This window comes from Aeribacillus sp. FSL K6-8394, from assembly GCF_038008865.1.
GTDB classification, from domain to species: domain Bacteria; phylum Bacillota; class Bacilli; order Bacillales; family Aeribacillaceae; genus Aeribacillus; species Aeribacillus composti.
The window spans coordinates 143,897-168,990 of sequence record NZ_JBBPAA010000001.1 but is presented as its reverse complement, the minus strand read 5'-3'; the positions used below and the strand labels follow the sequence as shown (position 1 = coordinate 168,990).

Sequence of the window (25,094 nt, the reverse complement as noted above, 5' to 3'; positions counted from 1 at the left end):
GCGGTCATGTTTTAATGAAAATTCTCTACATTCCATCTGGCCATAAAGGAATTTACACGTTTTTTGACCGATCCCTTTTTCGCGCCTTTAACAAACTGTCCATTCCATTTGTCGTTCACCACCCTTTAGAGCCGATTCAAAAGCTTACAGAATTGCTACTTAAATTTCAGCCAGACCTTGCTTTAACAATGATTGGCGACAAAATTCCGCTGCAAAAACTAAAACTTATGAAAAAAAGAAACGTTCTTGCCGCAGTTTGGCTGACAGAAGATCCTTACTATTTAAAAAAAACAATACAATATGCTTTTTGGTTTGACTTTGTTTTTACTGTTGATCGATTTAGCGCCGGCTGGTATCAAAAACAGGGAATTCAAAACGCCTTTTATTTGCCGCTTGGAACAGATTTTTCTACATTTTATCCAAAACAAGCGGCACCTCTTTTTAAAAGCGATATTTGCATCATCGGCTACCCGTATGAGAACCGAAAAAAACTCGCGGAGCTTCTGATCAAGGAAACGCCTTACCGAGTAAAACTAGTTGGATTATGGAAATTAAATCTTTCGAAACATCAACAAAAACGGGTATCTGTCCATTACGGTTGGGTTTCTCCCGGCATCGCTTCATCCTATTACAACAGCGCGGAGATCAATGTCAACACTTTAAGGCCCATCAACGATTCCCATAATGACACGCTTGACTTCATACCATTTCGATCATTGAACAATCGGACGTTTGATCTTGCAGCGTGCGGAGCTTTTCAAATTGCTGAAAAAAGCGATGACTTGGAAGATTTTTTTATGGAGGAAGAAGAAATTTGCATTTTTTCTGACTTTCAAGAAGCCGTACAAAAAATAGATCGTTATATGAAAAACAAGCAGAAACGGGAACGAATCGGCCGAAATGCACAAAAAACCGCCAAAAGCCGTGATTCATTTGAAAACAGATTGAAACAAATGATTGACTCGATTTCTGGAAAAAATGAGTAATTGATGTATTTTTTTTCTAAGAAACACATTCACTCTTCAAATGCATAAAACATAAAGTATAGATACTTTAAGGAGAGTGAGCAAATGTATAAAAAACACATGAGGCTTCCGCTCGTTATTTTCATGCATATTCCAAAAACCGGAGGACTTACTATTAGAAAACTGATGGAACAACAATACCGTCTGAAAGAAATTATGCTTATTCGATCTGATCTCGATCTTAATCAACAAATGAAACAGGCGGATAACACACAAATAAAGGCTCTCTATGGACACAATCGGTTTGGAATTCATCAGCATATACAAAAGCGGTCCTTTACGTATATCTCCATGCTAAGAGATCCTGTTGAACGGGTTATTTCCACTTATTATTTTATCTTAGAACGCCCGCAAAATCGATTGCACCAATTGGCGAAAAAAGTCACCTTCGAACAGTTTGTCCAAGAAAAACATCCTGAATTTCATGTTCCGGTAAACAACCACCAAACGAGATTTATGTCCGGTAAAAAAATTCCTGACTTAAAGCTTGCGCTAAAAAATATGGAGCAGTTTTTTTCAGTTGTCGGCGTTACGGAAAAATTTAACGAATCGATTTTTTTAATGAAAAAACATTTAGGTTGGAAAAATATTTCTTATCAAAAGGTAAATCAAACTAATAACAGACCGAAAAAAAGTGATCTTGACGATTCTTTGATCCAGCTCATTGAGTCAAAAAATCAGTTGGATCTTGCCCTTTATAGTAAAGCAAAAGAAAAATTGGAGAAGATGCTGGATGAGCTTACAGCTAAAGAAAAACAAGAATTGAACAAATATTTGAAGAAACAAACTTGAGGGGGTGTCTAATAAGTCATTTTTACGGCTTATTGATGCCCCCTTTAATGTATTAGAAACGTTGATATATCGGTGTTATGATTTTTTGTTTTCAATGGGGATTTGACTTTCTGGACAGCCCCTTGTTTCGTTAATGTCCCCTATTGTTCACCATATACTCCTTCAAAGCCTCTTCCCACGAACGCAGGCCGGCAAATCCATTTAGTCTTAAAGCAAAATTGTCAAGGACGGAATAATGCGGACGTTTTGCTTGTCTATTTATTTCTTTTGTTGTGCAAGGGATGATTTTGATATCTGTGTAGCCTGCTTTGTTTAAAATTTGGTTGGCAAATTGAAACCATGAACATTCTCCGGCATTGGAAATATGGTACACCCCGTATTTTTCCGTAACCATAAGCTCGATCAATTTTTCGGAAAGATCTTTCGTGTATGTTGGCGAACCGATTTGGTCATTTACAACTTGAATGTTTTTCTTTTCTTTCGCCAATTTGATCATCGTCTTGACAAAATTTAACCCTTTTTCGCCAAACAGCCATGACGTTCGGACAATAAACCATTTTGAATGGAACTGTTTGACAAATGTTTCTGCCAGCAGTTTTGAATGTCCGTATATATTGAGCGGTTTTGGAACATCGAATTCGTTGTAAGGGCGATTCTTTTCCCCATCAAAAACGTAATCTGTGCTGATCAACATCAGCTTCGCTCCGACTTTTTCGCTCAATACCGCAACGTTTCGCGTACCTATTCCGTTGATCAAATAAGCTAGATCCTGCTCTCTTTCCGCCAAATCTACATTCGTGAAGGCAGCCGCATGAATGACAACATCAGGTTCAGCCTCTTGAAATGCTTTATAAACTTTGTCAAAATTCGTAACATCTAGTTCTGCTTTGCCAAAAGAAAAAACTTCATACCCTTTCTGTTTTATAATTTGTGTCAAGTCTGTCCCTAACAGCCCTTTGCCTCCCGTAACAACAATTTTCATCCCTTCTCACCTTTTTTTAGCGGCTTCCACCACGATTCATGCTCCACATACCATTGAATCGTTTTCTTTAAACCATCCCTGAATAAGCGGTTCGGCCTCCATCCAAGCTCTTTCTCAATTTTCTCAGGATTGACCGCGTATCTGAAATCGTGCCCCGGACGATCCTGCACATATTCGATCCATTCATCAGATAAATTCAATTGCTCCAAAATTAGCTTGGCGATTTCATTATTTGTACGTTCATTTCGGCCGCCGACATTATATATTTCTCCCGGCTTTCCTTTATGAAGGATCAAATCAATAGCTGCAACATGATCTTCTACATATATCCAGTCCCGGATGTTTTCTCCGGTTCCATAAATCGGCAGCCTCTTTCCCTCCAATGCGTTTGTAATAATTAGCGGAATCAGCTTTTCTGGATATTGAAAAGGGCCGTAGTTGTTGGATGATCTTGAAATATTAACGTTTAACCCGTACGTTTTATAATAGGATCGCACAAGAAGATCAGCCCCTGCTTTGCTTGCAGAATACGGGTTGTTCGGTTTCAGCGGCGAATCTTCCGTAAAACAGCCGAATTTAGTAAGGGATCCGTATACTTCGTCGGTAGATATTTGGACAAACTTTTGTATACTGAAATCTTTTGCAGCTTCCAGAAGAGTTTGCGTTCCAAGCACATTTGTACGGACGAAAACTTCCGGCTCGCGAATGCTTAAGTCTACATGGGATTCGGCGGCAAAGTTGACAATGGCGTCAATTTGTTCAGATTCAATGATTTGTCGGACGAGCTTCCGATCCTGAATATCGCCTTGAATAAACATATAGTTTTGATGCGCTTTTATATTTCCTAAGTTTTCCAAATTCCCCGCATAAGTCAATAAATCAAGATTCACCAGCTTATAATCGGCATATCGCGCGATCATCCGGCGAATAAAATGACTTCCGATGAAGCCGCATCCGCCTGTAACAAGAATGTTCACGGCCAACTCCTCCAGACAAAATCGTTTTCTGCCTCACGAAGCGGAGGAAGACTTGCATCTTTTACCGAAAGAATCGGTTTTTGAACAGGCCAGCTGATTTGAAGTTCATCATCATTCCAACAAATTCCGCGGTCGAATTCCGGTGAATAAAATTCATCCACTTTATAGATTACTTCTGTTTCTTTGACGATGGTGCAAAAACCGTGGGCAAAGCCTTTCGGTACAAGAAGCTGTCTTTTGTTATTCTCTGATAAAATAAATCCTTCCCACTTTTTGAAAGTCGGCGATCCTTTTCTAAGATCAACGACCACATCCCAAATAGCTCCCTTTATGACGCGAATCAGCTTTGTTTGCGCTTTTTCAGAAAGCTGATAGTGCAGACCACGCAAAACTCCAGAAGAGTTGGAAAAAGAATGGTTATCTTGGACAAATTTGAAAGAAAATCCAAGCTTTTGCAGCGTTTTTTCGTTAAATGCTTCCATAAAATATCCGCGTTCATCCAGAAAAACGTCTGGTTCAAACAGAAAGACATCCGGGAACATCGTGTTTATGACATTCATTGCGCGTTCCTCCCCATATCTTCATTTTATGAACGCATCAACGGTTTCATGAACTGCATCCGCCTCTTAAAAGAGAAAGAAATTAAAGGAACAACCTAGAACTTTCATACATTGCTAAAAATATTGTAATTATATATAAAACAGCAAATGATAAAAAATTGTAAAAAAGGCGGATGAAAATGGGAACAATGATTCATATTCAAAAAAAAGCCCCTTTAGTAATTCATCTTCATATGCCGAAAACCGGCGGAACAACATTAAAAAAAATCATCAAAAAAAATTACCCGAGAAGTAATGTTTTCGACGTATACTTAGACCATCAACAATTGGAAACACGGCTTCAGGAGATAGCTGAAAAAGATGTCAAATGCTTGCAAGGTCACATGCCTTTCGGAGTTCATCATGTTTTCAAGCAGCCAAGCACTTATATTACACTGTTAAGAGATCCGGTTGATCGGATCATTTCAGAGTATTATTTTATCCGAAGCATTCCCTGGCATAATTCTCATTTAAAAGTTTCAAAGATGAGTTTGGAAGAATATCAGGAATCACCAATGAATCAAAATTTGCAAACTCATTACATTTTAGGGGGAAAGTTTGGTTCTCCTCTATCAGAAGAAGATTTTGAACAGGCAAAAAAAAATATAGAAACATATTTTTCTGTTGTCGGCATTACGGACATGTTTGATGAATCTTTATTTTTGTTGATGAAACAATTTCAATGGGCGAACACGCTTTATACGAAAGCAAATGTCACAAAAAAAAGACCCGCAAAACATGAAATTTCCCAGGAAACAATTGAAAAAATCAAAGAAAACAATAGAACAGATATAAAACTTTATGAATTTGCCAAACAGCGATTAACCGATCGAATTTCCTCTTTAGATTTTTTGACAAAAAAACATTTGAAAATTTTTAAGAAAAAAATAAACGAGTATAAACAATTACATTAATATAGCAGAGGGAAACGGAGATGAGAGTTCAGAGAAATTAGCGAGCTTTAACCTATGAGCTCATGCATCAATGCCAAATATTCGCTTGATACATCTGACCACGTTCGCTCCAAAGTTGAGCGAAAGGCCGCCAATTGTTTTGGCAGGAGATGATTGTGCTGTTTCCACAAGTTGAAGAGCGCCCGTTCAATCTCTTCTATTTGATAAGGATTAAATGGGACAAAAACGTTCAAATCATGAACTATCTCTTTTACCACTTCCATATTGCTGACAGCAACAGGAGTCCCCATAAGTAATGATTCCAGCATTTGAAACGGGCAGCTGCCTTCAAAAAGCGTTGGAACAACTGTGCCAATGGCATATTTATATAGAAGGGAAATATCAGCCCACGGCAGCCTCCCTAAAAAAATAATCCGGTTTCTGAAGCCCGCTACTTGCTCCTTCTGCAAAATATCTTTTATCTTTCCAGCTAAAGGGCTGTTTACATAATGATCAGTGAAAACAAATTTCAGATCTGCTTCTGGATAATTTTTACTAAATCGCAAAAACGCTTCAATAAGCCTTTCTATATTTTTATGCCAGCGAAACACTGTTGGATATGTCATATAATTTCCATACAGTTTATATTTGTTCCTAAATGCTTCTTCCGTTGTTACAGCGGATGAGCTGTACTCCTCCCTCGGCGCAGCAAGTCTGATTACGCACGTTTTCTCAATAGGCAGTTTTAGCACACGCAGCCCTTCATGATTTCTGATAAATTCGGAATGAAATACAATTTTTTTAGCTTTCTCTGCTACCTTTTTTACAGTTTCATGAAATTGATCGTAAAAGATTTTATTTTGTTTATACATGCCTTGAAAATGTGTGTAAACAAGATCATGCAGACAGAGAATCATCGGCTGTTTTAAATCAGCTGCCTGTTTCATCCCGGCGTATGGGACGATCCAGCCATCAACCATTACGTTTTCGTTCAGCCAGCCAATTGTTTCAAATTGAATCAACTTTATTTGTGCAGGAAATACTTTTAACAAAGTTTGAAACGCCTGTTGGATTACGCCATAATTAAGCGCCTCTATTGCTATTATTGTTTTAATACGGCCGTTGTTTTTTAACATTCCTTCAAGAAGTCTTATGACAAAACGCCCAATCCCTTCGCCGTCAAAATTGTGAATCTTTATAGAGTAACAGAGAAATACTCCTATTGTTACATTGTTCGAAAATGATTTTTCCACCTTGCTCCTTCCTTTATGAAGATGTTCTCTTTCTGGCTGGACTTTGGAAGCGAAAGCAAGAGCCATTAAAAGCTTTCGAAATTCTTCTGAATAGATGAGACGAAAGATGATTTTGATTCGGGAAATGCCTTGTTGAAGCCGCTGAATTTGATCATTCCATTCTTCTTGTCTTGGCTTGCGAAGAAGAAAATGTTCATAGATTTTAAGTATGAAGTCTTCATTTTGGGTACACAGACACTCTCTGATAAATTTTAATACTGTTTGTTCGTTGTTTTTCAATTGATTGTTTGCATATAATTTTTTAGCCTCTTTGCTTTGCATCATTTTTAGAATTATTGCAAACTTTTTGCGACTACTAGAAGCCTGTGTAGCAAGAGCCTGCAAACTATCTTTTTCCGGCTCCCGCTCAAGTATTTGTCTGTATAGCTCCCAAACGAAGTCATTTCCATCCAGCTGAAGCACTTTTGACAAAAAATGCACAATCGTCTTGTCGCAATGGCCATACATTTTTTGTAATTGTTTGTTTCTTTTTCGCAATTCGGCAAAATTCATTTGAAGGCATCTCCTTCCATCCAAATTCAAATGGATGCAAAATTTCTTTTAAATTGATTGAGCTCACGCTTCGTTTGATCATCTAGCCCTGCTATTTTTTTTAAAAGCTTATTTTTAGCAAAATTATACACTTTTAAATCAATTTCATTTTTTTTACATATTATTTCAATCGTCGATTTTGGCAAGTGTTCTCTTAAAGGCCGATTGCGGTTGACATTACTTTTTTCCACAAAGACTTCTTGCCAATGAAACTTCTTTTTCATAAAAAACAGTGACTCGGCAAAAAGTTCCGTAATGCCCACGACAGAAAAATAAGTTGTTAAAATCATTTTCGCTTTTTCAAAACTTGGAGGATCATCCCCACAAATAAAACGGGTTTGCAAATTGCTATAGGTCAAATTGAATATGTCATCGTTTAAATAATCTTCAAAACTGCCGTCATAAGGGTCGAAGTAGGGGCTTTTATAGCGGTAATAAAACCATGAAGTAACGTGTTCAACCGGTTCTCTCAACATTGTGATATAAGTGCATTTTTTAGATACATAACGATGCGCGCCAAAAGGCAGATGACCTAAAATTGTCTCAGCTCGTTCCAGATCCATTTTTAGTTTAGATAAATCCCCTTTTTCATAATGAAAATTGTTTTGATATTGTTGTTCGATCACTTTTGTTAAAGTCGTACCGCCTGTTTTTGGGATGTGAAGAAAAATGAGAAGTTCATTTCCATTCACTTTGCTCACCCTTTTCTCAGATTAATCCAGTTTTTCGACGATTAAATTCTTTAACTCAAACGTATGATTTCCATTCCAGACAAACCTAATTTCCTTCAATAGTTCAGCTGTTTGTTGCGATATTTCCGCAGAAAACGCAACAATATTTTTTCCTTGCTTTAAATTGGAAACAGCAGTTGATCTAATCAATTGAAACTCTGGATTCCAAACTCCGATCGAAAAAACTCCAACAGATGAAGGAAACGATTGTCCACTGATCAATTCAAGAGAAAAAGAATACCGGCCAGGGGACATCTTCTGAATATATTGTCCTATCAACATTCCTACCGGATCTGAACCTTTTTCAGCCCTCTTCGCAATAAATTCGCCCTTGTGGTCGTAAATCATTTTTCCCGTTGTTCCGCTGATGTTCTCCATACTGAAAACTGTCCGTTGCCCCATTATGACCGGCAAATCCGTTTGAATATCAGGGCTTCGGAATAAGGTATTTTTTGATAGATTTGTAATCGTTGTTTGTGCACGCTCTTCTTTTCGACGTTCCCGAATGTACGGCCTTATGCGGCGGAAAAATATTTTCGTTCTAGTTAATGCTGCTTGGCGGCTGAATATTTTTCCAAATACGTTCGATTGATCGTTCGCAAGGTTTTGCAAAGCTTGAATATTGTTCATTTTGCTCAAGACAAACTGTTTTATTTCTTTTGGATTTGCACACATGCCGATTTTTTTCAGTTCATTGTCGTTTATACCGTGATCGCGTGCTTCTTGAGCCAGACCTGATTTTTCAAGAAAAACGACTGGCACTCCCATTTCAATCGCTTCAATCGGAGTGTAATGCAAATGGTAGTTGGAGCCTAAACCGAAATAAACGAAAATCCGGCTTTCTGTAATTTTCGAATAAAATGACAAATCGTCCAAATGGCCAAGAATTTTGTCGGATATGCCTTTAACTGCATTTTTAGAATTTTTTCCAAGAACAACGAATGGAATCTCTTGAAATTCATTTATAAAATTTTCGAAAATCCCCCTTGCTGCAGGATTACTGTCCAAATAGGAAATCGTCGTGCTTACATATGGTTTGGAAAATGGACCTTTCCATGCAAATTCAAGCCTTTCTTTTGATACAAATGCATTTAAATAAAATTTATTTTTGATGATTCTCTTATCTTCCCGATCATCTAAAGAATGTAATATCGGGCACCAAACATATCGTTCGGATGCAGTGATTTGACCGATATCTACATGAAGACGGTTCATTTGCTCCGTATAAGTTGTATAATCTCCATGGCCAAAAACACGGAATACAATGTATCCATGAAACCATTTGCTAATATTTTGCAAAATTTCTGGGTAGTTTGAAACAAATATGCAATCGATCCATTGATTGATCAGTTTTGCTTCTTCTGTTGACAAATTTCCTTTTTTTCCTAATATGTTTATTCTTCTAATCTGTTCCACAATATTGGTGGGAAGCGTGCATGACTTCCTCCAATGCGGATAAAGCCGGTCTGTTTCATCATCGTAGCGGCTGTCAAATTTTAACCAAAACCGGTCTCCCAAACATGGAATGACTTCGGCGCCGGCCTCAATTAACAACGGAATTTCCTCATATCGCAGCGTTTGATGAGTGCAAAGCCAATAAATCCTTGGTGCAATCATTCTGACACCTCCAAAATTCGGTCTTTTCTTCACATCAACAGATGAGTTTCTCGATGACTTTGTCCCAGCATTTATGTTCAGATAAAGGATGGGACAATATTTCACAGTCTTTCTTCCAATGTCTCTGGATGAATTCACGATCTTTAATCGACGGTGTATAAATGGCTGAAACATCAGCAATTGATCTTGCTCCAAAGTGAATCACTTTATCGATCATACGCGGCTTTAAATTCTTTTTTTCCAACTCCTGAAAAAAAGAACTGGTGTTCATAAGCCACCATGTTTTGCTCGAATGATCGACGAAACAGGCCGGAATTTCAAGTGCAATAATTTGATCAAAAAAACATTGAAGATGAAGCAGCCTGATCGACTTCACGTGGTCAATCAAAGCTTTTGAATCTGTCCAATCAAAAGGGATGTGGATAATTTCCGTTTGATGTCCGAATTGACTTATTTTGTTTACTAACTTCCTGGCTAATTCTTCTATACAATCTTTTTGGAAAGGTATAAAGTTTTTCACAACAGCGATTCTCAACTCAATAACCTCCGAACAACATGGTTCCAAGAAATGTCCATTGATTTCAATTTTTCATATCCTGCTTCACCGAGCTTTTTAGCCAGTTTCCTGCTGAAATAAAGTCTATCAAAACATTTGGCAAGTTCTTTCGGATCCGGTTGTGACACGAGTCCGTTTTCTTCATGTTCAATCAGTTCGAGTGTGCCGCCGGAATCAGTACAAGTAATAACAGGTTTTCGAGAGTAATAGGCTTCTAAAGAGGGATATCCGTAAGAATCCTCTTGATATGGGATATATAAGCAGGAGAGCGCTTTTGCCATTAATGCAATTTTCTCCTGTTCCGTGATCCATCTATTTAGAATCCAAACTTTGTTTGCTAAGCCATTCTTTTCGATCATTTGTTCTAAAAGAAATGCCATTTCTTTTGATTCGGTTTTTCCTGCAATAATGAGCTTTACACCTGACCTAGTGTATTTCATGGCTTTTATAGCTAATTGCTGCCTTTTATGATGAACGATTCGGCTCGGATAAAAAAGAAAATCACCGTACTTATCGCAATAAAATGCATCAGGATCATATAAAGGAGGATAGAGCACTTCAGCATCAATATGATTAAATGTTTTTAAGCGGTTCTTGACGGTATGCGAGTTAGCAAAGATTTTTTTTGCTTCCGAAAAGGCCAAATTGTCCGCTTCTATCATTCTGTTTCTAATATTCCTTCCGCTATCAGTATTCGGAATATCTTGATAGCGGGTTCCCCAAAAATCGTAAGCCCCTCGATGATGATGGATAAACCAGATCACTTTCTGCGGATGCTTCACCAAATAGCTTGGGGGTCTGATGGCAATGAACCGATCTATATTTTCGCTTATTGGAAAAGAACGAATTGCTTTCATTTGCTGAAGCATCGTCGGGTAGTAAGAGAGAAAAGGTATTTTTAACATTTCCGTTTGATGGCCATACTCTTCTAGCTTTGCCTTTAGCCAATCAGCTATGAACGTAGCGCCGCCCCTCACATAAGGTACATACGTGCTTCCGATTAATATCTTCATCATCTTTTATCCTTTGCAATGGTATAAAATACGTTCTGCTATATATTGAATTTCTTCTTCTGTTAAGAGAGCATGAGTTGGCAAATTCACTCCCCGCCGCGCAATGTTTTCAGCAATTGGAAAACGGCCTTCCGTCTCTTGATATGGCGGCAATGTATGCATTGGATAAAAAATTGGCCTCGTCTCGATTCCATCATTTCTCAAGAGATTCATAAACTGGTCTCGATCTACTTTTGCGCGGTTTTTCAGCAAAATCGAATACATCCAAAATGAATGACGGGCCCAACTTTGTTCCTTTGGAGTTTCAATAAATTTTCCCAGCGGTTTTAAATAGTGGTCATATAAAGTGGCAACGGTGCGGCGTTTCTTTAAATGAAATTGAATGTTCTCAAGCTGCCCGAGGCCGACAGCGGCTTGAAGATTTGTCATGCGGTAGTTGTAGCCGATGACAGGAAACCAATATTTTTTTGTTGGATCCATTCCTTGATTTCGAAGCAATCGGATTTTCTCATCCAACTTATTATCATTTGTCGTAATCATGCCTCCTTCTCCCGTTGTAATTATTTTATTGCCAAAAAAACTGAAACAGCCTATATGTCCGATTGCTCCAACTTTCTCTCCCTTGTATTCGGCACCATGTGCTTCAGCTGCATCTTCGATAACATACAAATTATATTTTTCAGCAAGTTTCATTACTTGCTCCATATTAACCGGGTGTCCGTATAAGTGAACGACCATAATTGCTTTCGTGCGATCGGTAATTTTTTCTTCCATTTTTTCCGGATCGATATTCCATGTTTTCTCCTCGCTGTCAACGAATACAGGGGAGGCTCCGCAATATGAAACAGCATTGGCTGATGCGATATACGTTAATGTCGGAACAATCACCTCATCTCCTGGTTTTATGCCGCATGCCAGTAAAGCAAGGTGCAGGGCAACAGTCCCGTTGGCACATGTGATGGCGTATTTTGTTCCGCAAAATTCAGCGAATTTCTTTTCAAATTCATCGACATATTTTCCAACCGAAGAAATCCATGTTGATTCAAGGCAGTCCAATACGTATTTTTTTTCATTCCCGTTCAAAAGCGGGTGTGCTAACGAAATGTTATAACGATTGCTCATGTTGTTCACCTTTCTACATTCATCCCTGATTTTTGTGTCAAGGCTTGTTTTCTTTGAATATCCTTGCCGGAACGCCGGCAGCCTTTTTATAATCAGGTATATGCCGAATGACCACAGCTCCGGCTCCAATAACCGACCATCTTCCAATTTTTACATTTGGAATCACTTTGCTTCCAGTTCCGATGAACGCCCCTTCTCCAACATGTACATTTCCAGCAACATTCGATCCAGGTGCTATATGGGTGTGGCTTTCGATGACAGCATCGTGATCAACTGTTGCACCAGTATTGATAATGGCATTATCACCGATAACTGCATCTGCATTTATCACCGCCCCAGGCATTACCGCAACCCCTTTGCCCATCTTGACAGTCGGAGCTATATAAGAAAACGGGCTGATGACATTCAGGTGCTGAAATCCTAATAAGGATAGCTGTTCGAATGCTTCTCTCCTCTTTTTATTGTCTCCGATGGCAACAAACGCATTCTGGATGCCTTTTTTAAGGAGTCCGGGAAGGATGCTGTCATCACCTATTACGGGCACTCCTTGCACGTTGGACTCTGTTTTCGATGGGGCTGTGCAGCCGGCTATCTCAAATTGGCTGCTGCTTTTTAGCATATCAATAATGACCTTCGCATGACCTCCGGCACCAATGATCACGATTTTTGTTTTCATGGACTTCACCTATTAACTTTTTTTAACTGTGATGAATATTTTTCTAAATCATAGTCAACCATCATTTTCACCAGCTCTTCAAAAGATACTCTCGGTTTCCAGTTGAGCTTTTTCTTCGCTTTTGTCGCATCGCCAAGCAGCAAATCGACTTCAGCAGGCCGGAAAAATTTTGGATCTTGGATGACAAATTCTCGCCAATCAAGACCGACATGATTGAAGGCAATATTGACAAATTCTTTTACTGTATGGGTTTCTCCGGTGGCGATGACATAGTCATCAGGTTTTTCCTGCTGAAGCATCAGCCACATTGCTTCCACATAGTCACCGGCAAATCCCCAGTCCCTTTTGGACTCCAAATTCCCAAGCCTTAGTTCTTTTTCCAAGCCCAGTTTAATTTTCGCCACCCCATCTGATATTTTTCGTGTAACAAATTCAAGGCCTCTCCTTGGCGACTCGTGATTAAATAAAATGCCTGAACAGGCAAAAAGAGAATAGCTTTCCCGATAATTAACAGTAATCCAATGACCGTATGCTTTTGCAGCAGCATAAGGACTCCTTGGATAAAAAGGGGTTGTTTCCGTTTGCGGTACTTCAGCCACTTTCCCATACATTTCGCTGCTTGAGGCTTGATAAAATTTTGCGTTTGGGTTTACGTTCCTTACAGCTTCGAGCATGTTGACGACACCCAGTGCAGTCACACTGCCTGTAAAAAACGGCTGGTGCCATGAATCGCCGACAAATGATTGAGCAGCTAAATTGTAGACTTCATCAGGCCGGGCAATCTTCATTGCATGAATAAGAGAATATAAGTCTTGTACATCACCGGGAATCATGTCAATTTCTTTTTCGATATGTTCAATATTTTGGTGATTTGGCGTTGCACTTCTCCTTTTTAATCCATATACTTTATATCCTTTCTTCAGCAAAAACTCGGCTAAATAAGATCCGTCCTGCCCAGTTATACCGGTAATCAACGCTTTTTTCAAGTTATCATCCCCATCCATATCAAAAGCCATTTCTACGTGCTAACAATATATGTTTTAAAAAGAAAAGCGTATAAATGATCAGCCTATTTTCAGTTATGTCCATATAATTGTGTAAAAAGGAAATAGAAAAAGAGCCATGTTGTTTCCCCTTTGGTAGAATAAACTGTGGACAAAACACTACACATAAGGAGGAATACAACAATGGCTCAAAATCATATTACTGAAAATGATGAACTTTTGCACGGGGCATGGCTGCTATTGGAACAAGTGCTGGCCAAATGGGAGGAAAAAGTGCCAAAAGCCATGCAGATCCTCGAAGAAGGATTTGAAGACGCCACAGCTGCATTGGACTAACCGGACCGTTAGCGGCGGCGCCTGCGCACGACCAACTGGGTAGAACGGCTGACGAAGAAATCCGCCGTAGAGAACGGGTGATTCGCATCTTTCCGAACTGGGAATCGGTGTACCTCCTCGTTGGTGCCGTGTTGATCGTTATTGACGAAAAATGGATGTCCGGACGTAAATACTTGGATATGTCCGAATATTGGCAGTGGCGGAAAATGAAAGAGCAAGAAGCTCGATCGGTGAATCAGAAGGCTTCGGCGATCAAGAGAGTAGGATAACCCCTTCGCTGTGTCAAGGAGAACATGGAATATCGGAGCGAAGCGAGATATGCCGCAAAACTCCTTGGCACGTCTGTTCCTTGACAACATGATCGTTTGTCCGGGAAGGCGACCGGCTGGGAGACTTGCCGGACTTACCTTCTATACGTCAAGCCATCAGGTCCATGTTTTCTATCAAAGGTGTTTTCTGCAAGAAAAAAAATACAGAGTGTTGCAGTATATCTTTATCAAAATTTTGAATAAATATACATATATGTGATCTATCCATCAAGGGCTTGACATGGATCCTCTGTAACCATGATTCTTTAGCCAAGCGCCAGCTTCAACAGTTTTGGCAAAACCAAAAAAGGTTATCATGGCTCCTCCATGTAAAGCACCATTGCATATCACTGCATAAGGATTTTGCAATTCTCTGCACTTTTATTTTGCAAAAAACATCAAAGGGGAATTTACACAATAATTTGGACTTGACCCTATTTCCATCTCTCACATATGAAGAAGTTCACCCATATATATAGATAGGCTTTTTATGATCTTAAATTTTTTTGAGGAGGTACATGATGCAAACAGTTCCCCATGTTACCATTATCACTCCATCTCTCAATCAAGCTCATTTTATCGAAGACACAATACAAAGCGTGCTGTCTCAAGATTATTTCTCATTGGAACACATTGTCATTGATGGCGGTTCAACGGATGGAACTCTTGACATTTTAGAAAAATACCGCCAAACAGACTTGCGATTTCGGTATATTTCTGAGCCGGATAATGGACAGTCAGAGGCAATCAATAAAGGGCTGAATTTGGCTAAAGGGGACATCATCGGCTGGCTGAATTCCGATGACACGTATTGCCAGAATGCTGTTTCAAACGCAGTGAAAGCATTTGAGCAACATCCAGAGTGGACAGTTGTGTATGGAAAAGCGTTTATTATAAATGAAAAAAACGAAATCATCCGCTCCTATCCTGTTCGTCCTTTTACTATGAATCAATTATTTCATTCTTGTTTCATATGCCAGCCGGCAGCATTTATCAAAAAAACAGCTTTCGATCGTGCCGGCGGGGTCAATGAACATCTTGATTTTTGCATGGATTACGATTTATGGATTCGAATGGCAAAAAGGAAAGAAACGTTTGGGTTTCTAAATAAATATTTAGCAAACACCCGATTTTATGCAAACAGCAAAACAGGTGCGAAACTATTTGATGCCGGCTTTCCTGAAATTATCGAAACGCTCAAACAGCATTTCGGGGCAGTGTCCAAACAATGGATTCTTTTTTTTCTCAACCATTTCCGGCACAAAGGGTCTTACCAATTTCTGTATTTATTCAAAAAATATTCGCTGCTTGGAAAAAGTTCAAAAGTACATTTGTCAAAGAAGGTAGATTACCTTCCAAGTTTTTCCGCGACGATCAATTCCAATCCTTCAGAGCCTGTTCAAGCCATTTTATTTAAAGGTGAATTAAAAAAATTTCGCACATGCCGCATTGAGATTGTCCACAATGGAAAAACGGTTTATCATTCAACTATTCGAAAAGGATCTTTTGAACTTGTGATTCCTCTTTTCATAAAAAACAGGGAGATAATTGAAGTGAAATTGAAACGGCCTCATGACCAGTATTACGCAGGAGAAACAATTTTTCGGCTGGACCATCTCCTTCCTCTATCTAAAAAGGAATGGGAATTTTACCAAAATTTTGAAAAGGGAGCTCGTGAAATAACGAAGTGGGTTCATCAACATTTTCCTGATGCACACTTTCAAGAAAAGGATGAAAATACATGAACATAAAAGAATTAAAGATCATTGTGACTGGAGGATCTGGTTTTCTTGGAAAACATGTTGTCAGCTGCCTGAAAGAACGAGGATGCCAAAATATCTTTATTCCAAGAAGCCGCGACTACGATTTACGAAAAGAAAGCGACATTATCAATATGTTCAAAGATTTCAAAACAGACATTGTCATTCATTTAGCAGCTGTTGTCGGCGGCATTGGAGCCAATCAAAAAAAACCGGCAACGTTTTTTTATGACAATTTAATTATGGGTGTTCAATTAATGGAACAAGCAAGAAGGTTCGGCGTAAAAAAGTTTGTCACTGTCGGCACAGTCTGTTCTTATCCTAGGCTTGCACCCGTTCCCTTTCAAGAAAAAGACTTATGGAACGGCTATCCTGAAGAGACAAATGCACCTTACGGCATAGCGAAGAAAGCACTGCTTGTACAAGCTCAAAGTTACCGAAAGCAATTTGGTTTTAATTCCATCTTTTTAATCCCTGTCAATTTATACGGTCCATGGGACAATTTCGATTTAGAAACATCCCACGTCATTCCCGCAATCATCCGCAAATGTTTGGATGCAAAAGAACTAGGAAGCGAACACATTGTTTTATGGGGCTCCGGCCATGCAACGAGAGAATTTCTTTATGTGAAAGATGCTGCATGTGCAATTGTATTGGCGACGGAACTTTATGACGAGGGACTGCCTGTCAATATCGGAACAGGGAAAGAAATATCTATTAAAGCGCTCGCTCATTTAATTAAAGAGTTGACGGAGTTTGAAGGAGACATCTTATGGGATGAAACGAAACCGGACGGACAGCCCCGCAGGAAGTTGGATATCCGTTTGGCAAAAGAAAAATTTGGCTTTTCAGCCAAAACCGATTTAAAAACAGGTTTGCAGCAAACGATTGAATGGTACCGAAAACATAGGGACTTCACCAATCAATGATTTTTTATTTGATGAAAGATTTCAAGCAATTTTTGTCCGCTTTTATCCCATGAAAAATTTTTTGAGCGGACTTTTCCTTTCGCAATCACCTTTTTTCTTATCTTTACATCCATTATTTTCACGAGTTTATCTGCTATATCGTTCGGATCATACGGATTGAACAAAAGTCCCGCTGATTGGACGATTTCCGGTATGCTCCCGGCGTTTGCTGCGGCGATGGGGGTACCGGTTTTCATCGCTTCAACTAACGGAATGCCAAATCCTTCAAAAAGAGAAGGATAGATGAGGAAGCTAGCGAGATGATACATGTACGGTATATCTTTTTTCGGCACATATCCTAAAAAGGAGATTTGTTCGTCTAATTGCAGCTTTTGAACGAGACTTTGGATTTTGTCAAACTGTTGAAGATCAGCTTTTTCATAACCTGTAAAAACAATGGATATTGAATAGTTGTGGTATTTTTTTGCAACGGATAACGCCTTCAGCAGATTCAGATGGTTTTTATGAGGCCAGAAATTGGCTGGATATAGACCGAATTCAACCGGAAGCTGATATTTTTTTTTGATGCGTTCGATTTTTTGTTTCCTGATAGGCTGCTGAAACTCTTTCGGAGCATCTCCATAAATGACATCTATTTCTTTTTTATTTACTTCGAATTTTTCGATTATTGTCCGTTTAGAAAAATCTGAAATCGTTATAATGCGGTCGGCATGTTCGAGGGCATCTTTTATATCGCGATTGCGTTTTTCCCTTTCACTTTGTTGAAAAAACTCCGGAAAATATTCATGCTGAACATCGGGAATTAAAACACAAACCGGAATGTGAACAACTTTTGGAAACCTTGTAAACAATGGGCACAATAAAACATCAATGTTTAATTGATCAATCCAAGTCTTCAACTGTTTTTCCGTAGAATTGTTCATGGAAACGCTCAATTTTTTTACATTACATCCTTCGATGTTGAACAAATGCATCTGAAATTCGTTCAGAAACAGATAAAATTCATGCTCAGATGTTCTAGACATTCCCTCTATTAAATTGGCAGCAAACTGCTCCATCCCGCCCATTTTTCCTGACCAAAATTGAATCATGTTTACCGCAATTTTCATGTTCCGTCATCTCGTTCCTTTAACAACCTTTTGATTTCATGTTCTTTTGATTTATGACAAATTAAGAGACCATCTTTTGTTGAAGCGACAATCAAATCTTGAATTCCAATCAATAACGCATGCTTTTGATCGACTTTTACAAGACAATTTTTTACATCACTGGCCGTGACTTGCCCTATCAAAATGTTTTCTTCCTCTGATGAGGAGTAAAAATGTTCCAATGAACTCCATTTCCCTACATCATTCCACTGTAAGTCAACAGAAATTGTGTAAATGTTGTCCGCTTTCTCTAAAATGGCATAATCAACTGAAATTTTCGGCAAGGACTTATACACTTTTTGGACATGCTCATCGTCTTTCGTAAACGGCTCCCACAATTCAGGTTGAAACTTTTCCAAATAGTACGCAATGGTCGATGGTTTCCAAATAAAAATGCCGCTGTTCCAAAAAACATGATCCATTTGATACAACGTTTTTGCCAGAGCGTAGGAAGGTTTTTCAATAAATGCTTTCGCCCTGAATACCGAATCCTCTTTCTTCACGCATTGAATGTAGCCATAACCCGTTTCCGGCCTATCCGGTTTTATGCCAAGCGTCACGATCGTATTAGACCTGCAAGCTATTTTTTCGGCAGCTTTCAAAACCTTTAACAGCTCATTAGCATCTGGAATATAGTGATCTGCAGGTACAGCAGCAAATACTTCATCATCCTGTTTTTTTAAAAATGTTCGAGCGCAAAAAGCCATGCATGGTCCAGTATCTCTTTGGGCGGGTTCGATGAGGATCTGTTCATCAGAGATGCCCAATTGATCTTTTATCAAATTTTTATATTGTGCTGTAGTAATAATATATATATTTTCAACCGGCATCTGCCCGGAAAAACGTTTATATGTTTGCTCTAGCATCGTTTCATCCTGTTTGGTGAGCGGAAGAAATTGCTTAGGTTTTTCCTTTGTACTCCAAGGCCAAAATCTTGTACCTTGTCCTCCAGCCATTATCACGACTTTCAAAAAGCAACACCTCGTTTCGAGTTTCACAGTATTTTACGCAAGGCATAGATTTTTGTTTGAATAAACCGCCTTGAATAAACAGATTTAGGCGCTGAAAGAAGGAATCCTTAAAGTGATAGAGCAAGTATCATGCCGTTTTTCATAAAATTATATATAAGAACAGACATTGGCGATGGAGAACAGCGGATTTTTAAATATTTACATTTTCTTTTTTTAAGAATTTTATGAAATAGAAAGGGCGTATCTCGCATGAAAATATTGTTTACTTTTTATATTGCGGGAAGCGGCGTCGAAACGTTGAATCGTCAACGTTTTGCCGCTTTAAAAAAATACGGGGTCGAAAGCCATGTATTATATTTAACAAAAGGTTCCGGATGGAAAAATATAGAGGCAAGCGGAATGACAGCGTTTGTCACCAATGATGAACAAGAGATTAAGCGGATATTTGAAATAGAAAAATACGACTTGATTTTTGTTTGTGCAGACTACCTTTTTTTGTCAAAAATTAGAAAACTAGGCTTTAACGGCAAGATCGTATATGACATTCAAGGGTTTGGAACAGAAATCGATCAACTGTTAAAAAAAGCTAAACCGTTCGTTGAAGAACATGCCACTGCCATTTTATCCCCCAACACATCCCACTTAATTACAAAAATAAAGAAAGCTTTTCCGGATAAACAGCTTTATAGCTTTCATAACGGCATCGATACGAAGTTATTCTCCAAAAAAGAAGTGGAAGCTCCTCAAAAAAGGATTATAGGGTGGGTAGGCAGAATAGAGGAGAACAAAAATTGGAAACTTTTTCTCCGCCTTGGGAGACATTTGTTAAATCAACAATTTGACATTGAATTATGGATGTTTGAGGACCCCACTTTAAGCATGGATGAACAAAGAAAACAGTTCGCAAGGTGGCTGAAACGTCTCGAGCTAACAGAGCATGTAAAAATGTTCGCAAATATCCCCCATGGTGAAATGCCAATCTATTACTCTAAAATCGCAAAATCAGGAGGCTTTTTTTGCTCAACATCGCTGTTAGAAGGATTCGGATATGCTCCGTTGGAAGCGATGAGCTGCCAATGTCCCGTTTTATGTACAGATTCAGACGGAGTGAAAAGCTTTGTCATTCATAATCGGACAGGAAAAATCATCCCAAAAAACCGCCTTCAAAAAGCGGTTTTAGAAGCAAAGGATATGTTAACTAATGCACCTCTCCGTTCAAAATTGGTTCAAAACGGTCTGAATTTAATTCAACACGAATTTTCACTTGAAAAATATGGTGAATCTTTTATCAAAATGCTTAAACATCTCGGATATAAACAAAAAGAATAGGCTTGTGAAAATTAATTAATAATTATAAATGACTATACTTTTTGATCGACTTTGAATATACGTATAGTATTAGGAAGTTCCATCTGAGCAGCACTTCCTAATTTTATAAATAGGAGGGGTATGCTTTGCCACAAACTGTAGAAGAGTGCCGGGAAAAATTAGAACAAACACGTTTATCGCAGCAGCAAACAAGAAATAAACTACTTGAATGCCGGCAAAAGCTAATCGATTGTAGAGAAGAATTAGCACAGTGTAGAGAAGAATTACGAGAATGCAGAGAAGAAATTTAAACTATTTTAAATAGGAGGGTGAAAGAATTGCCGAGTCCTGAACTGATTCAATGCCGAAATGAATTACGGCAGGAAAGAGCAACGTTAAGGGAGATCAGAAACGAACTGCGCCAATGCAGGGAACCATTAAGCATCTGTCGAAGCGAACGGCGCGAGTGTAGAGAAGCGCTTAGAGAATGCCGAAATCCATACACCATTGCTGCAATTGAAAGCATGCATCTATAAGAAAGGCGCTGACCAAGTCTTTCAGGTGTAAGAAACCAAAAAAAACAAGCTGATCCTGTCAAAAATTCCGGTTTCTTACACAATTTTTGGATAAAGAATGCCGAAATATTTTTCCTTAAAATTAAACACAGGGGCTGTCTAATAAGTCGATTTTCCGGCTTATAGACGCCCCTTTAATGTTTTAGAAACGTTGATATATCAATGCTTATGTCGTTTTCAATGGATTTTGACTTTCTGGACAGCCCCTATTTCTTACCTCTAGTCAAGTGTTTTTTATTAAATAATTTGGTTAATATAGATTTTATTTTGGAAGGAAGGGGTACCCCTTCCTTCCAAAATAAATTTTCGCATGACAAATAGACCTCACGATTTCCATTTTTTTCGCCAGGTCTTTGTGATATAATCTTACTTACGATTACTGATGCATTGTTGCCTTTTCGTAATCGTATTTCAGATTATGTGTGATAAGGTGATAAGCCGATTTCAAGAACTTATTCACGCATGCTATGGACGCAACTTTATGAGGTTTCCTCTGGGGTTGCGTTTTTAATTTATCATAATAATCTACAATATGATTTTGTGTATTTTTCCGTAGTTGGATCATGGTCTGGATCATGTAAAATAGAATTTTTCTAAGTTTGTTATTTCCTCTTTTATTAATCTTGTCTTTATAAAAGGTATTCCCAGATTGATATCTCATGATATCAATACCGACGTAAGCATTCAGTTGTTTATGGTTTTTGAATCGTCGAATATCTCCTAGTTCTCCAATTAAACGAACTGCAGTCGTTTCTCCGATTCCTGGAAATGAAATTAAAATCTGATACGCTTGTTTATCTTTCGATAATTTAACCATCTTTTGGACAAGTTGTTCTCTTTTCTCCTTCAAGTCTGCAATCCGTTTGGCATAATCCCGCACTTGTTCACAGCGAATATCATCTTTTGAAATTGCTGGATACGCTTCTTTTGCTGCTTCGATTAAAGCGATCCCTTTTTCTTCAGCACGTGCCAATGATAAGTTTTTTCTTGTGTTGGCTTTTAAACGATTACGAATCACTGTTTTTGAACAAACTAACACATGATCCGGATGAGGGTATAATTGAACGACATTCAAAAATAAAGCAGAACGTTTACTGAATAGCTTTTCTAACTCGGGAAAACTCAATTGTAGAATCGCGTGTAAACGACTATATAAATGCGTCATTTCACTACTTAATTCATCATAATATCTCGTCATTGCACGCATTTGTTTATAATAATCCTCTTCTTGATAAGTTTGTTCACGTTCAACTCTAAAGTGAGTTTTCGCAAGTTCATGAGCGTCGCTTTTATCTGTTTTTTGTCTCCTCATTGAAGCCATTTGAATATTCGCTTCGAGTGGGTTAACTCGATAATACATATAACCTTGATCACCTAAGAATCGTTCTAGTGGTTTTGAATATACGCCTGTTGCTTCAAAGACAATATCAGGTGCCTGTCCATCTTTTTGTGTTAAAGTTATAAGGGTTTTGTTTAATTTCTCGAAAGAGTAACGGTTATGGGTTATTTCACCCTCATATTCGCATTGACGATAACGGTCGTAAATGACCATTGTGCTTTTCCCCATACTGACATCAAATGCCACTACGTGTTTCATATTTTCTGCCTCTCCTTTTTAGCCAAACATAGAAGGTCTTCACATTGCCTTATCGATTCCATTTTCTTATACACGGTCTCTTCGGACCCAACATACTAAACTGATTCAAATAAGGGTGTGAAGTTGGTCTGTTTTTAATACGGACTCTATTTGGTCCCAGGAGCTGTTCGACCTTCCTTCACTTCTACTATAAAAAAATAGTAGCACAAACCTTGGCCTAGGTCTGTACTACTAATGTTAGTATGTTTTTAATGTTTGTAACTATAAACATTTTAGTTCAAATTGCTTCTCAATTCTTATCTTTCCAGCGGACAACTTCCCATTTTAATGATTCGCCTTTGGGAAATGAAGCAAATTCATATTTGCTTAATGGAATGGCAAGCGATTTGTCGTATTTTAATTTACGGAGGACCTTTGCTTCCATTGGTTTAAGTTCACCATTTCCACTAACAAAAAAATGCCGTTTATACAAAAACAATTTTCCTTCCGGAATCGGGTTTTTTTGATCAAATGTTCTCGAAATAGGCTTGCCAATTTGAAAATCTTCCAACATTTCAGGCGCTACAAGAATGAAATCTTTTAAGTCTGCCTTTAATCTCCGCAAAGCATCGGCCGACTCAATCGGCCTGGCGCATCCCCCTTCTGTATAAAATATACTTTTCCCACATTTAATGAAACGATAATTTGGAAACAATTTGGCATTGGAAAAAACAGATTTTTCAATAGGGGCCCCTTCACGATATTGATAAAGCAATGGATCATGTACTTTTACCAGCTGTTTTCGATCATATTTTAACATTCGAAAGGCTGCCTCATCGATTTTCCGCCTTATGTTTCCGTCAATTAAAAATGTGTTTTCATTTGTTGAGAGGACAACCAGCCCAGTCGGCAATTCTTTCGGCATGAATGCGTTCAATTCTTGAAATGAATCAGGTGTTTTTAAACATATATCCAAAACTTTTGGAATAGGATAAAATGGTGACCATTCTGCCAAACGGGCCCAAAAAGCAGCATCACCGTTATGCCAATATTCAGGCGAATCGTCCCAATATGAACCGTATTTCGCCAGTATGAGCGGCAACAGTGAAGCTCGATGCATCACCGAACAATGATCAACAAGATTTTGAGGTTTTGTTAATATCCCGTTTGTTTCCCGTACTTTTTCATACACGGTTCTTCCGCTTTGATCAATTTTTCGGACAAGCTGTTTTGAATAGACAACACCATAAGATGGACTGTTATTTAAAATAGTTGTCATTTCAGAAAGCCGTTCCGGCAAATATATGTCGTCATCCGTCAAATAAGAAATGTAGTCGCCGGATACTTTTTCCAACGCCTCATTAATCAATGTTGCGTAACGTGTTGTTTTATGTCGATCCTCATCTCGAATGCCGCTGTCAAAATATTGAATTCGTGAATCTTGCAAAAAGCCTTTTATAATTCTTTTTGTCTTATCATTGGAATGATCGTCCATGATCAATAGCTCCCAATTGTCATATTTTTGGGCAAGCACGCTTTCAATCGCTAGATGAACCGTATCCGGCTTGTTATAGCTCGTTAAAATGATGGAAACCTTCGGCTTCATCATCTCACACCTTGCTATTTATTTTGATGAAAAGCAAATAGATTGGCATCCACCCATGATTCATACGTGCCAGCATCTGACCAAAACCCTTCCACATAGGAAAAACCGATCGTTCCCTTTTCCAAAAATTTTCGGTTTACATCTGTAATTTCATATTCTCCTCTTAAAGACGGCTTGATCTCGTTGAGCACGTGAAAAACAACCGGTTTATACAAGTAAATGCCTGTAATGCATAAATTGGACTTGCTGTAGGTCGGTTTTTCGACTAAATCCGTGATTTCCTTTTTTTCTTTATCCAAAAAAGCAACGCCATATCTCGACGGCTCATCCACTTCTTTTAAAAAGAGCTGAGCTTCATTCCCGCTCTTTTCAAAAGATTTCAAAAATGAGCTTAAATTCATTTCAAAAATGTTATCCCCCAGCAAAAGCACAAATGGATCGCCATTCGTAAAAAATTCAGCCTTTCTAACACCATCTCCAATTCCATTTGGCTCCTTTTGAATCGTATATTGGATATTTACATTTAAACTTTCTCCATTTCCAATAATTTTGAAAAACTGTGGTAGATGTTCTTCATTAGTAACAATTAAAATATCTTTAATTCCTGCTTCTTTCAACCTTGAAATCGGCCAGCATATCATTGGGAATTTTCCAACCGGAAGTAAATGTTTATTGATTACATTCGTAAATGGTTTCAATCTCGTCCCTTTTCCTCCTGCCAAAATGACGCCTTTCAAAACCTTTCA

The 25,094-nt window shown here is 38.4% G+C and carries 24 protein-coding genes and 1 pseudogene; 9 read left to right on the top strand and 16 right to left on the bottom strand.

Translation table 11 applies throughout. The features are described 5' to 3' along the window. Window positions 1-14 precede the first annotated feature (14 nt). Both NSR00_RS00765 and NSR00_RS00760 read left to right on the top strand, forming a co-directional pair. Window positions 15-986 carry a CgeB family protein gene (locus NSR00_RS00765; protein WP_340786241.1) on the top strand — a complete coding sequence of 324 codons (972 nt, stop codon included), beginning with the start codon at window positions 15-17 and terminating at the stop codon, window positions 984-986. 84 nt (window positions 987-1,070) lie between these two features. Next, complete coding sequence (locus NSR00_RS00760; RefSeq protein ID WP_339199232.1) at window positions 1,071-1,817, top strand: sulfotransferase family 2 domain-containing protein; 747 nt, start codon at window positions 1,071-1,073, stop codon at window positions 1,815-1,817. Window positions 1,818-1,947: 130 nt separating this feature from the next. Here NSR00_RS00760 and rfbD read toward each other — a convergent pair whose 3' ends face one another. The 3 genes from rfbD to rfbC are packed head-to-tail and all read right to left on the bottom strand — an operon-like array spanning window position 1,948 to window position 4,336. Further along, the gene (gene rfbD / locus NSR00_RS00755; RefSeq protein WP_340786237.1) at window positions 1,948-2,799 is read right to left on the bottom strand and encodes a dTDP-4-dehydrorhamnose reductase; all 852 of its coding nucleotides are present in this window, start codon (window positions 2,797-2,799) and stop codon (window positions 1,948-1,950) included. Continuing rightward, a complete protein-coding gene (gene rfbB / locus NSR00_RS00750; RefSeq protein WP_327862833.1) occupies window positions 2,796-3,776 on the bottom strand; it encodes a dTDP-glucose 4,6-dehydratase in 981 nt (326 codons plus the stop codon). Before rfbB ends, rfbD begins: the two co-directional genes overlap by 4 nt. Beyond that, window positions 3,773-4,336, bottom strand: a complete 564-nt coding sequence (gene rfbC / locus NSR00_RS00745) for a dTDP-4-dehydrorhamnose 3,5-epimerase (RefSeq protein WP_327862832.1) — start codon at window positions 4,334-4,336, stop codon at window positions 3,773-3,775. Before rfbC ends, rfbB begins: the two co-directional genes overlap by 4 nt. A 179-nt stretch (window positions 4,337-4,515) precedes the next feature. Between rfbC and NSR00_RS00740 the strand changes: the two genes are divergently transcribed. Continuing rightward, window positions 4,516-5,289, top strand: a complete 774-nt coding sequence (locus NSR00_RS00740; RefSeq protein WP_340786235.1) for a sulfotransferase family 2 domain-containing protein — start codon at window positions 4,516-4,518, stop codon at window positions 5,287-5,289. 47 nt (window positions 5,290-5,336) lie between these two features. On the opposite strand, the gene NSR00_RS00735 is transcribed toward NSR00_RS00740, so the two are convergent. Genes NSR00_RS00735 through gmd form a run of 8 tightly spaced genes read right to left on the bottom strand, consistent with a single transcriptional unit; the run spans window position 5,337 to window position 13,813 of the window. Continuing rightward, window positions 5,337-7,073 (bottom strand): DUF4214 domain-containing protein, encoded by a 1,737-nt coding sequence (locus NSR00_RS00735; protein ID WP_340786232.1) that lies wholly within the window; start codon window positions 7,071-7,073, stop codon window positions 5,337-5,339. A gap of 26 nt (window positions 7,074-7,099) precedes the next feature. After that, on the bottom strand, window positions 7,100-7,804 hold the full coding sequence (locus tag NSR00_RS00730; protein WP_327862829.1) for a sulfotransferase family 2 domain-containing protein: 705 nt from the start codon (window positions 7,802-7,804) through the stop codon (window positions 7,100-7,102). A 21-nt stretch (window positions 7,805-7,825) separates the two neighbouring features. After that, a complete protein-coding gene (locus tag NSR00_RS00725) occupies window positions 7,826-9,460 on the bottom strand; it encodes a hypothetical protein (protein ID WP_340786226.1) in 1,635 nt (544 codons plus the stop codon). Between the two features lie 34 nt (window positions 9,461-9,494). Further along, window positions 9,495-9,995: a hypothetical protein gene (locus tag NSR00_RS00720; protein ID WP_340786223.1), complete on the bottom strand. Its 501-nt coding sequence runs from the start codon at window positions 9,993-9,995 to the stop codon at window positions 9,495-9,497. Further along, entirely contained in the window at window positions 9,992-11,029 is a 1,038-nt protein-coding gene (locus NSR00_RS00715; RefSeq protein WP_327862826.1) for a glycosyltransferase family 4 protein, read from the bottom strand. The genes NSR00_RS00720 and NSR00_RS00715 overlap by 4 nt, the downstream gene beginning before the upstream one ends. A 6-nt stretch (window positions 11,030-11,035) precedes the next feature. After that, window positions 11,036-12,151 (bottom strand): DegT/DnrJ/EryC1/StrS family aminotransferase, encoded by a 1,116-nt coding sequence (locus tag NSR00_RS00710; RefSeq protein WP_327862825.1) that lies wholly within the window; start codon window positions 12,149-12,151, stop codon window positions 11,036-11,038. Window positions 12,152-12,188: 37 nt separating this feature from the next. Then, window positions 12,189-12,827 carry an acetyltransferase gene (locus NSR00_RS00705; protein ID WP_340786218.1) on the bottom strand — a complete coding sequence of 213 codons (639 nt, stop codon included), beginning with the start codon at window positions 12,825-12,827 and terminating at the stop codon, window positions 12,189-12,191. A gap of 5 nt (window positions 12,828-12,832) precedes the next feature. Further along, window positions 12,833-13,813: a GDP-mannose 4,6-dehydratase gene (gmd, locus tag NSR00_RS00700; protein WP_327862823.1), complete on the bottom strand. Its 981-nt coding sequence runs from the start codon at window positions 13,811-13,813 to the stop codon at window positions 12,833-12,835. A gap of 246 nt (window positions 13,814-14,059) precedes the next feature. Here gmd and NSR00_RS00695 point away from each other — a divergent pair. The 3 genes and pseudogenes from NSR00_RS00695 to NSR00_RS00685 form a co-directional block, all read left to right on the top strand. Continuing rightward, window positions 14,060-14,436 (top strand): annotated as a pseudogene (locus tag NSR00_RS00695) (transposase); the annotation flags it as partial. A 560-nt stretch (window positions 14,437-14,996) separates the two neighbouring features. Next, on the top strand, window positions 14,997-16,220 hold the full coding sequence (locus NSR00_RS00690) for a glycosyltransferase family 2 protein (protein ID WP_339199208.1): 1,224 nt from the start codon (window positions 14,997-14,999) through the stop codon (window positions 16,218-16,220). Further along, window positions 16,217-17,164 (top strand): GDP-L-fucose synthase family protein, encoded by a 948-nt coding sequence (locus tag NSR00_RS00685; protein WP_327862821.1) that lies wholly within the window; start codon window positions 16,217-16,219, stop codon window positions 17,162-17,164. Before NSR00_RS00690 ends, NSR00_RS00685 begins: the two co-directional genes overlap by 4 nt. Here the strand turns inward: NSR00_RS00685 and NSR00_RS00680 are convergent. Then, a complete protein-coding gene (locus tag NSR00_RS00680) occupies window positions 17,158-18,273 on the bottom strand; it encodes a glycosyltransferase family 4 protein (RefSeq protein WP_339199204.1) in 1,116 nt (371 codons plus the stop codon). The genes NSR00_RS00685 and NSR00_RS00680 overlap by 7 nt on opposite strands. Continuing rightward, complete coding sequence (locus tag NSR00_RS00675; protein ID WP_340789098.1) at window positions 18,270-19,274, bottom strand: mannose-1-phosphate guanylyltransferase; 1,005 nt, start codon at window positions 19,272-19,274, stop codon at window positions 18,270-18,272. Before NSR00_RS00675 ends, NSR00_RS00680 begins: the two co-directional genes overlap by 4 nt. 258 nt (window positions 19,275-19,532) lie before the next feature. Here NSR00_RS00675 and NSR00_RS00670 point away from each other — a divergent pair, with 258 nt between their 5' ends. The 3 genes from NSR00_RS00670 to NSR00_RS00660 all read left to right on the top strand — a co-directional run bounded on the left by NSR00_RS00670 (window position 19,533) and on the right by NSR00_RS00660 (window position 21,127). Continuing rightward, window positions 19,533-20,612: a glycosyltransferase family 4 protein gene (locus NSR00_RS00670; protein WP_340786213.1), complete on the top strand. Its 1,080-nt coding sequence runs from the start codon at window positions 19,533-19,535 to the stop codon at window positions 20,610-20,612. A 125-nt stretch (window positions 20,613-20,737) separates the two neighbouring features. Then, window positions 20,738-20,902 (top strand): hypothetical protein, encoded by a 165-nt coding sequence (locus NSR00_RS00665; protein ID WP_327863314.1) that lies wholly within the window; start codon window positions 20,738-20,740, stop codon window positions 20,900-20,902. A gap of 27 nt (window positions 20,903-20,929) precedes the next feature. After that, window positions 20,930-21,127, top strand: coding sequence for a hypothetical protein (locus tag NSR00_RS00660; RefSeq protein WP_339199195.1), 198 nt, complete (start codon window positions 20,930-20,932; stop codon window positions 21,125-21,127). Between the two features lie 415 nt (window positions 21,128-21,542). On the opposite strand, the gene NSR00_RS00655 is transcribed toward NSR00_RS00660, so the two are convergent. From NSR00_RS00655 to NSR00_RS00645, 3 genes are all read right to left on the bottom strand, one after another. After that, a complete protein-coding gene (locus tag NSR00_RS00655; protein ID WP_340786205.1) occupies window positions 21,543-22,763 on the bottom strand; it encodes an IS110 family transposase in 1,221 nt (406 codons plus the stop codon). A 289-nt stretch (window positions 22,764-23,052) separates the two neighbouring features. After that, window positions 23,053-24,348 carry a glycosyltransferase family 2 protein gene (locus NSR00_RS00650; RefSeq protein ID WP_340786202.1) on the bottom strand — a complete coding sequence of 432 codons (1,296 nt, stop codon included), beginning with the start codon at window positions 24,346-24,348 and terminating at the stop codon, window positions 23,053-23,055. A 14-nt stretch (window positions 24,349-24,362) separates the two neighbouring features. Next, window positions 24,363-25,085 carry a sugar nucleotidyltransferase gene (locus NSR00_RS00645; RefSeq protein ID WP_340786200.1) on the bottom strand — a complete coding sequence of 241 codons (723 nt, stop codon included), beginning with the start codon at window positions 25,083-25,085 and terminating at the stop codon, window positions 24,363-24,365. Window positions 25,086-25,094: the final 9 nt, after the last annotated feature.

Coding starts and splice junctions, on each gene's coding strand:
- NSR00_RS00765 (WP_340786241.1), top strand. CDS start 15: ATGAAAATTCTCTACATTCCATCTGGCCATAAAGGAATTTACACGTTT.
- NSR00_RS00760 (WP_339199232.1), top strand. CDS start 1,071: ATGTATAAAAAACACATGAGGCTTCCGCTCGTTATTTTCATGCATATT.
- rfbD (WP_340786237.1), bottom strand. CDS start 2,799: ATGAAAATTGTTGTTACGGGAGGCAAAGGGCTGTTAGGGACAGACTTG.
- rfbC (WP_327862832.1), bottom strand. CDS start 4,336: ATGAATGTCATAAACACGATGTTCCCGGATGTCTTTCTGTTTGAACCA.
- NSR00_RS00740 (WP_340786235.1), top strand. CDS start 4,516: ATGGGAACAATGATTCATATTCAAAAAAAAGCCCCTTTAGTAATTCAT.
- NSR00_RS00735 (WP_340786232.1), bottom strand. CDS start 7,073: ATGAATTTTGCCGAATTGCGAAAAAGAAACAAACAATTACAAAAAATG.
- NSR00_RS00725 (WP_340786226.1), bottom strand. CDS start 9,460: ATGATTGCACCAAGGATTTATTGGCTTTGCACTCATCAAACGCTGCGA.
- NSR00_RS00715 (WP_327862826.1), bottom strand. CDS start 11,029: ATGAAGATATTAATCGGAAGCACGTATGTACCTTATGTGAGGGGCGGC.
- NSR00_RS00710 (WP_327862825.1), bottom strand. CDS start 12,151: ATGAGCAATCGTTATAACATTTCGTTAGCACACCCGCTTTTGAACGGG.
- NSR00_RS00705 (WP_340786218.1), bottom strand. CDS start 12,827: ATGAAAACAAAAATCGTGATCATTGGTGCCGGAGGTCATGCGAAGGTC.
- NSR00_RS00690 (WP_339199208.1), top strand. CDS start 14,997: ATGCAAACAGTTCCCCATGTTACCATTATCACTCCATCTCTCAATCAA.
- NSR00_RS00685 (WP_327862821.1), top strand. CDS start 16,217: ATGAACATAAAAGAATTAAAGATCATTGTGACTGGAGGATCTGGTTTT.
- NSR00_RS00680 (WP_339199204.1), bottom strand. CDS start 18,273: ATGAAAATTGCGGTAAACATGATTCAATTTTGGTCAGGAAAAATGGGC.
- NSR00_RS00670 (WP_340786213.1), top strand. CDS start 19,533: ATGAAAATATTGTTTACTTTTTATATTGCGGGAAGCGGCGTCGAAACG.
- NSR00_RS00655 (WP_340786205.1), bottom strand. CDS start 22,763: ATGAAACACGTAGTGGCATTTGATGTCAGTATGGGGAAAAGCACAATG.
- NSR00_RS00650 (WP_340786202.1), bottom strand. CDS start 24,348: ATGAAGCCGAAGGTTTCCATCATTTTAACGAGCTATAACAAGCCGGAT.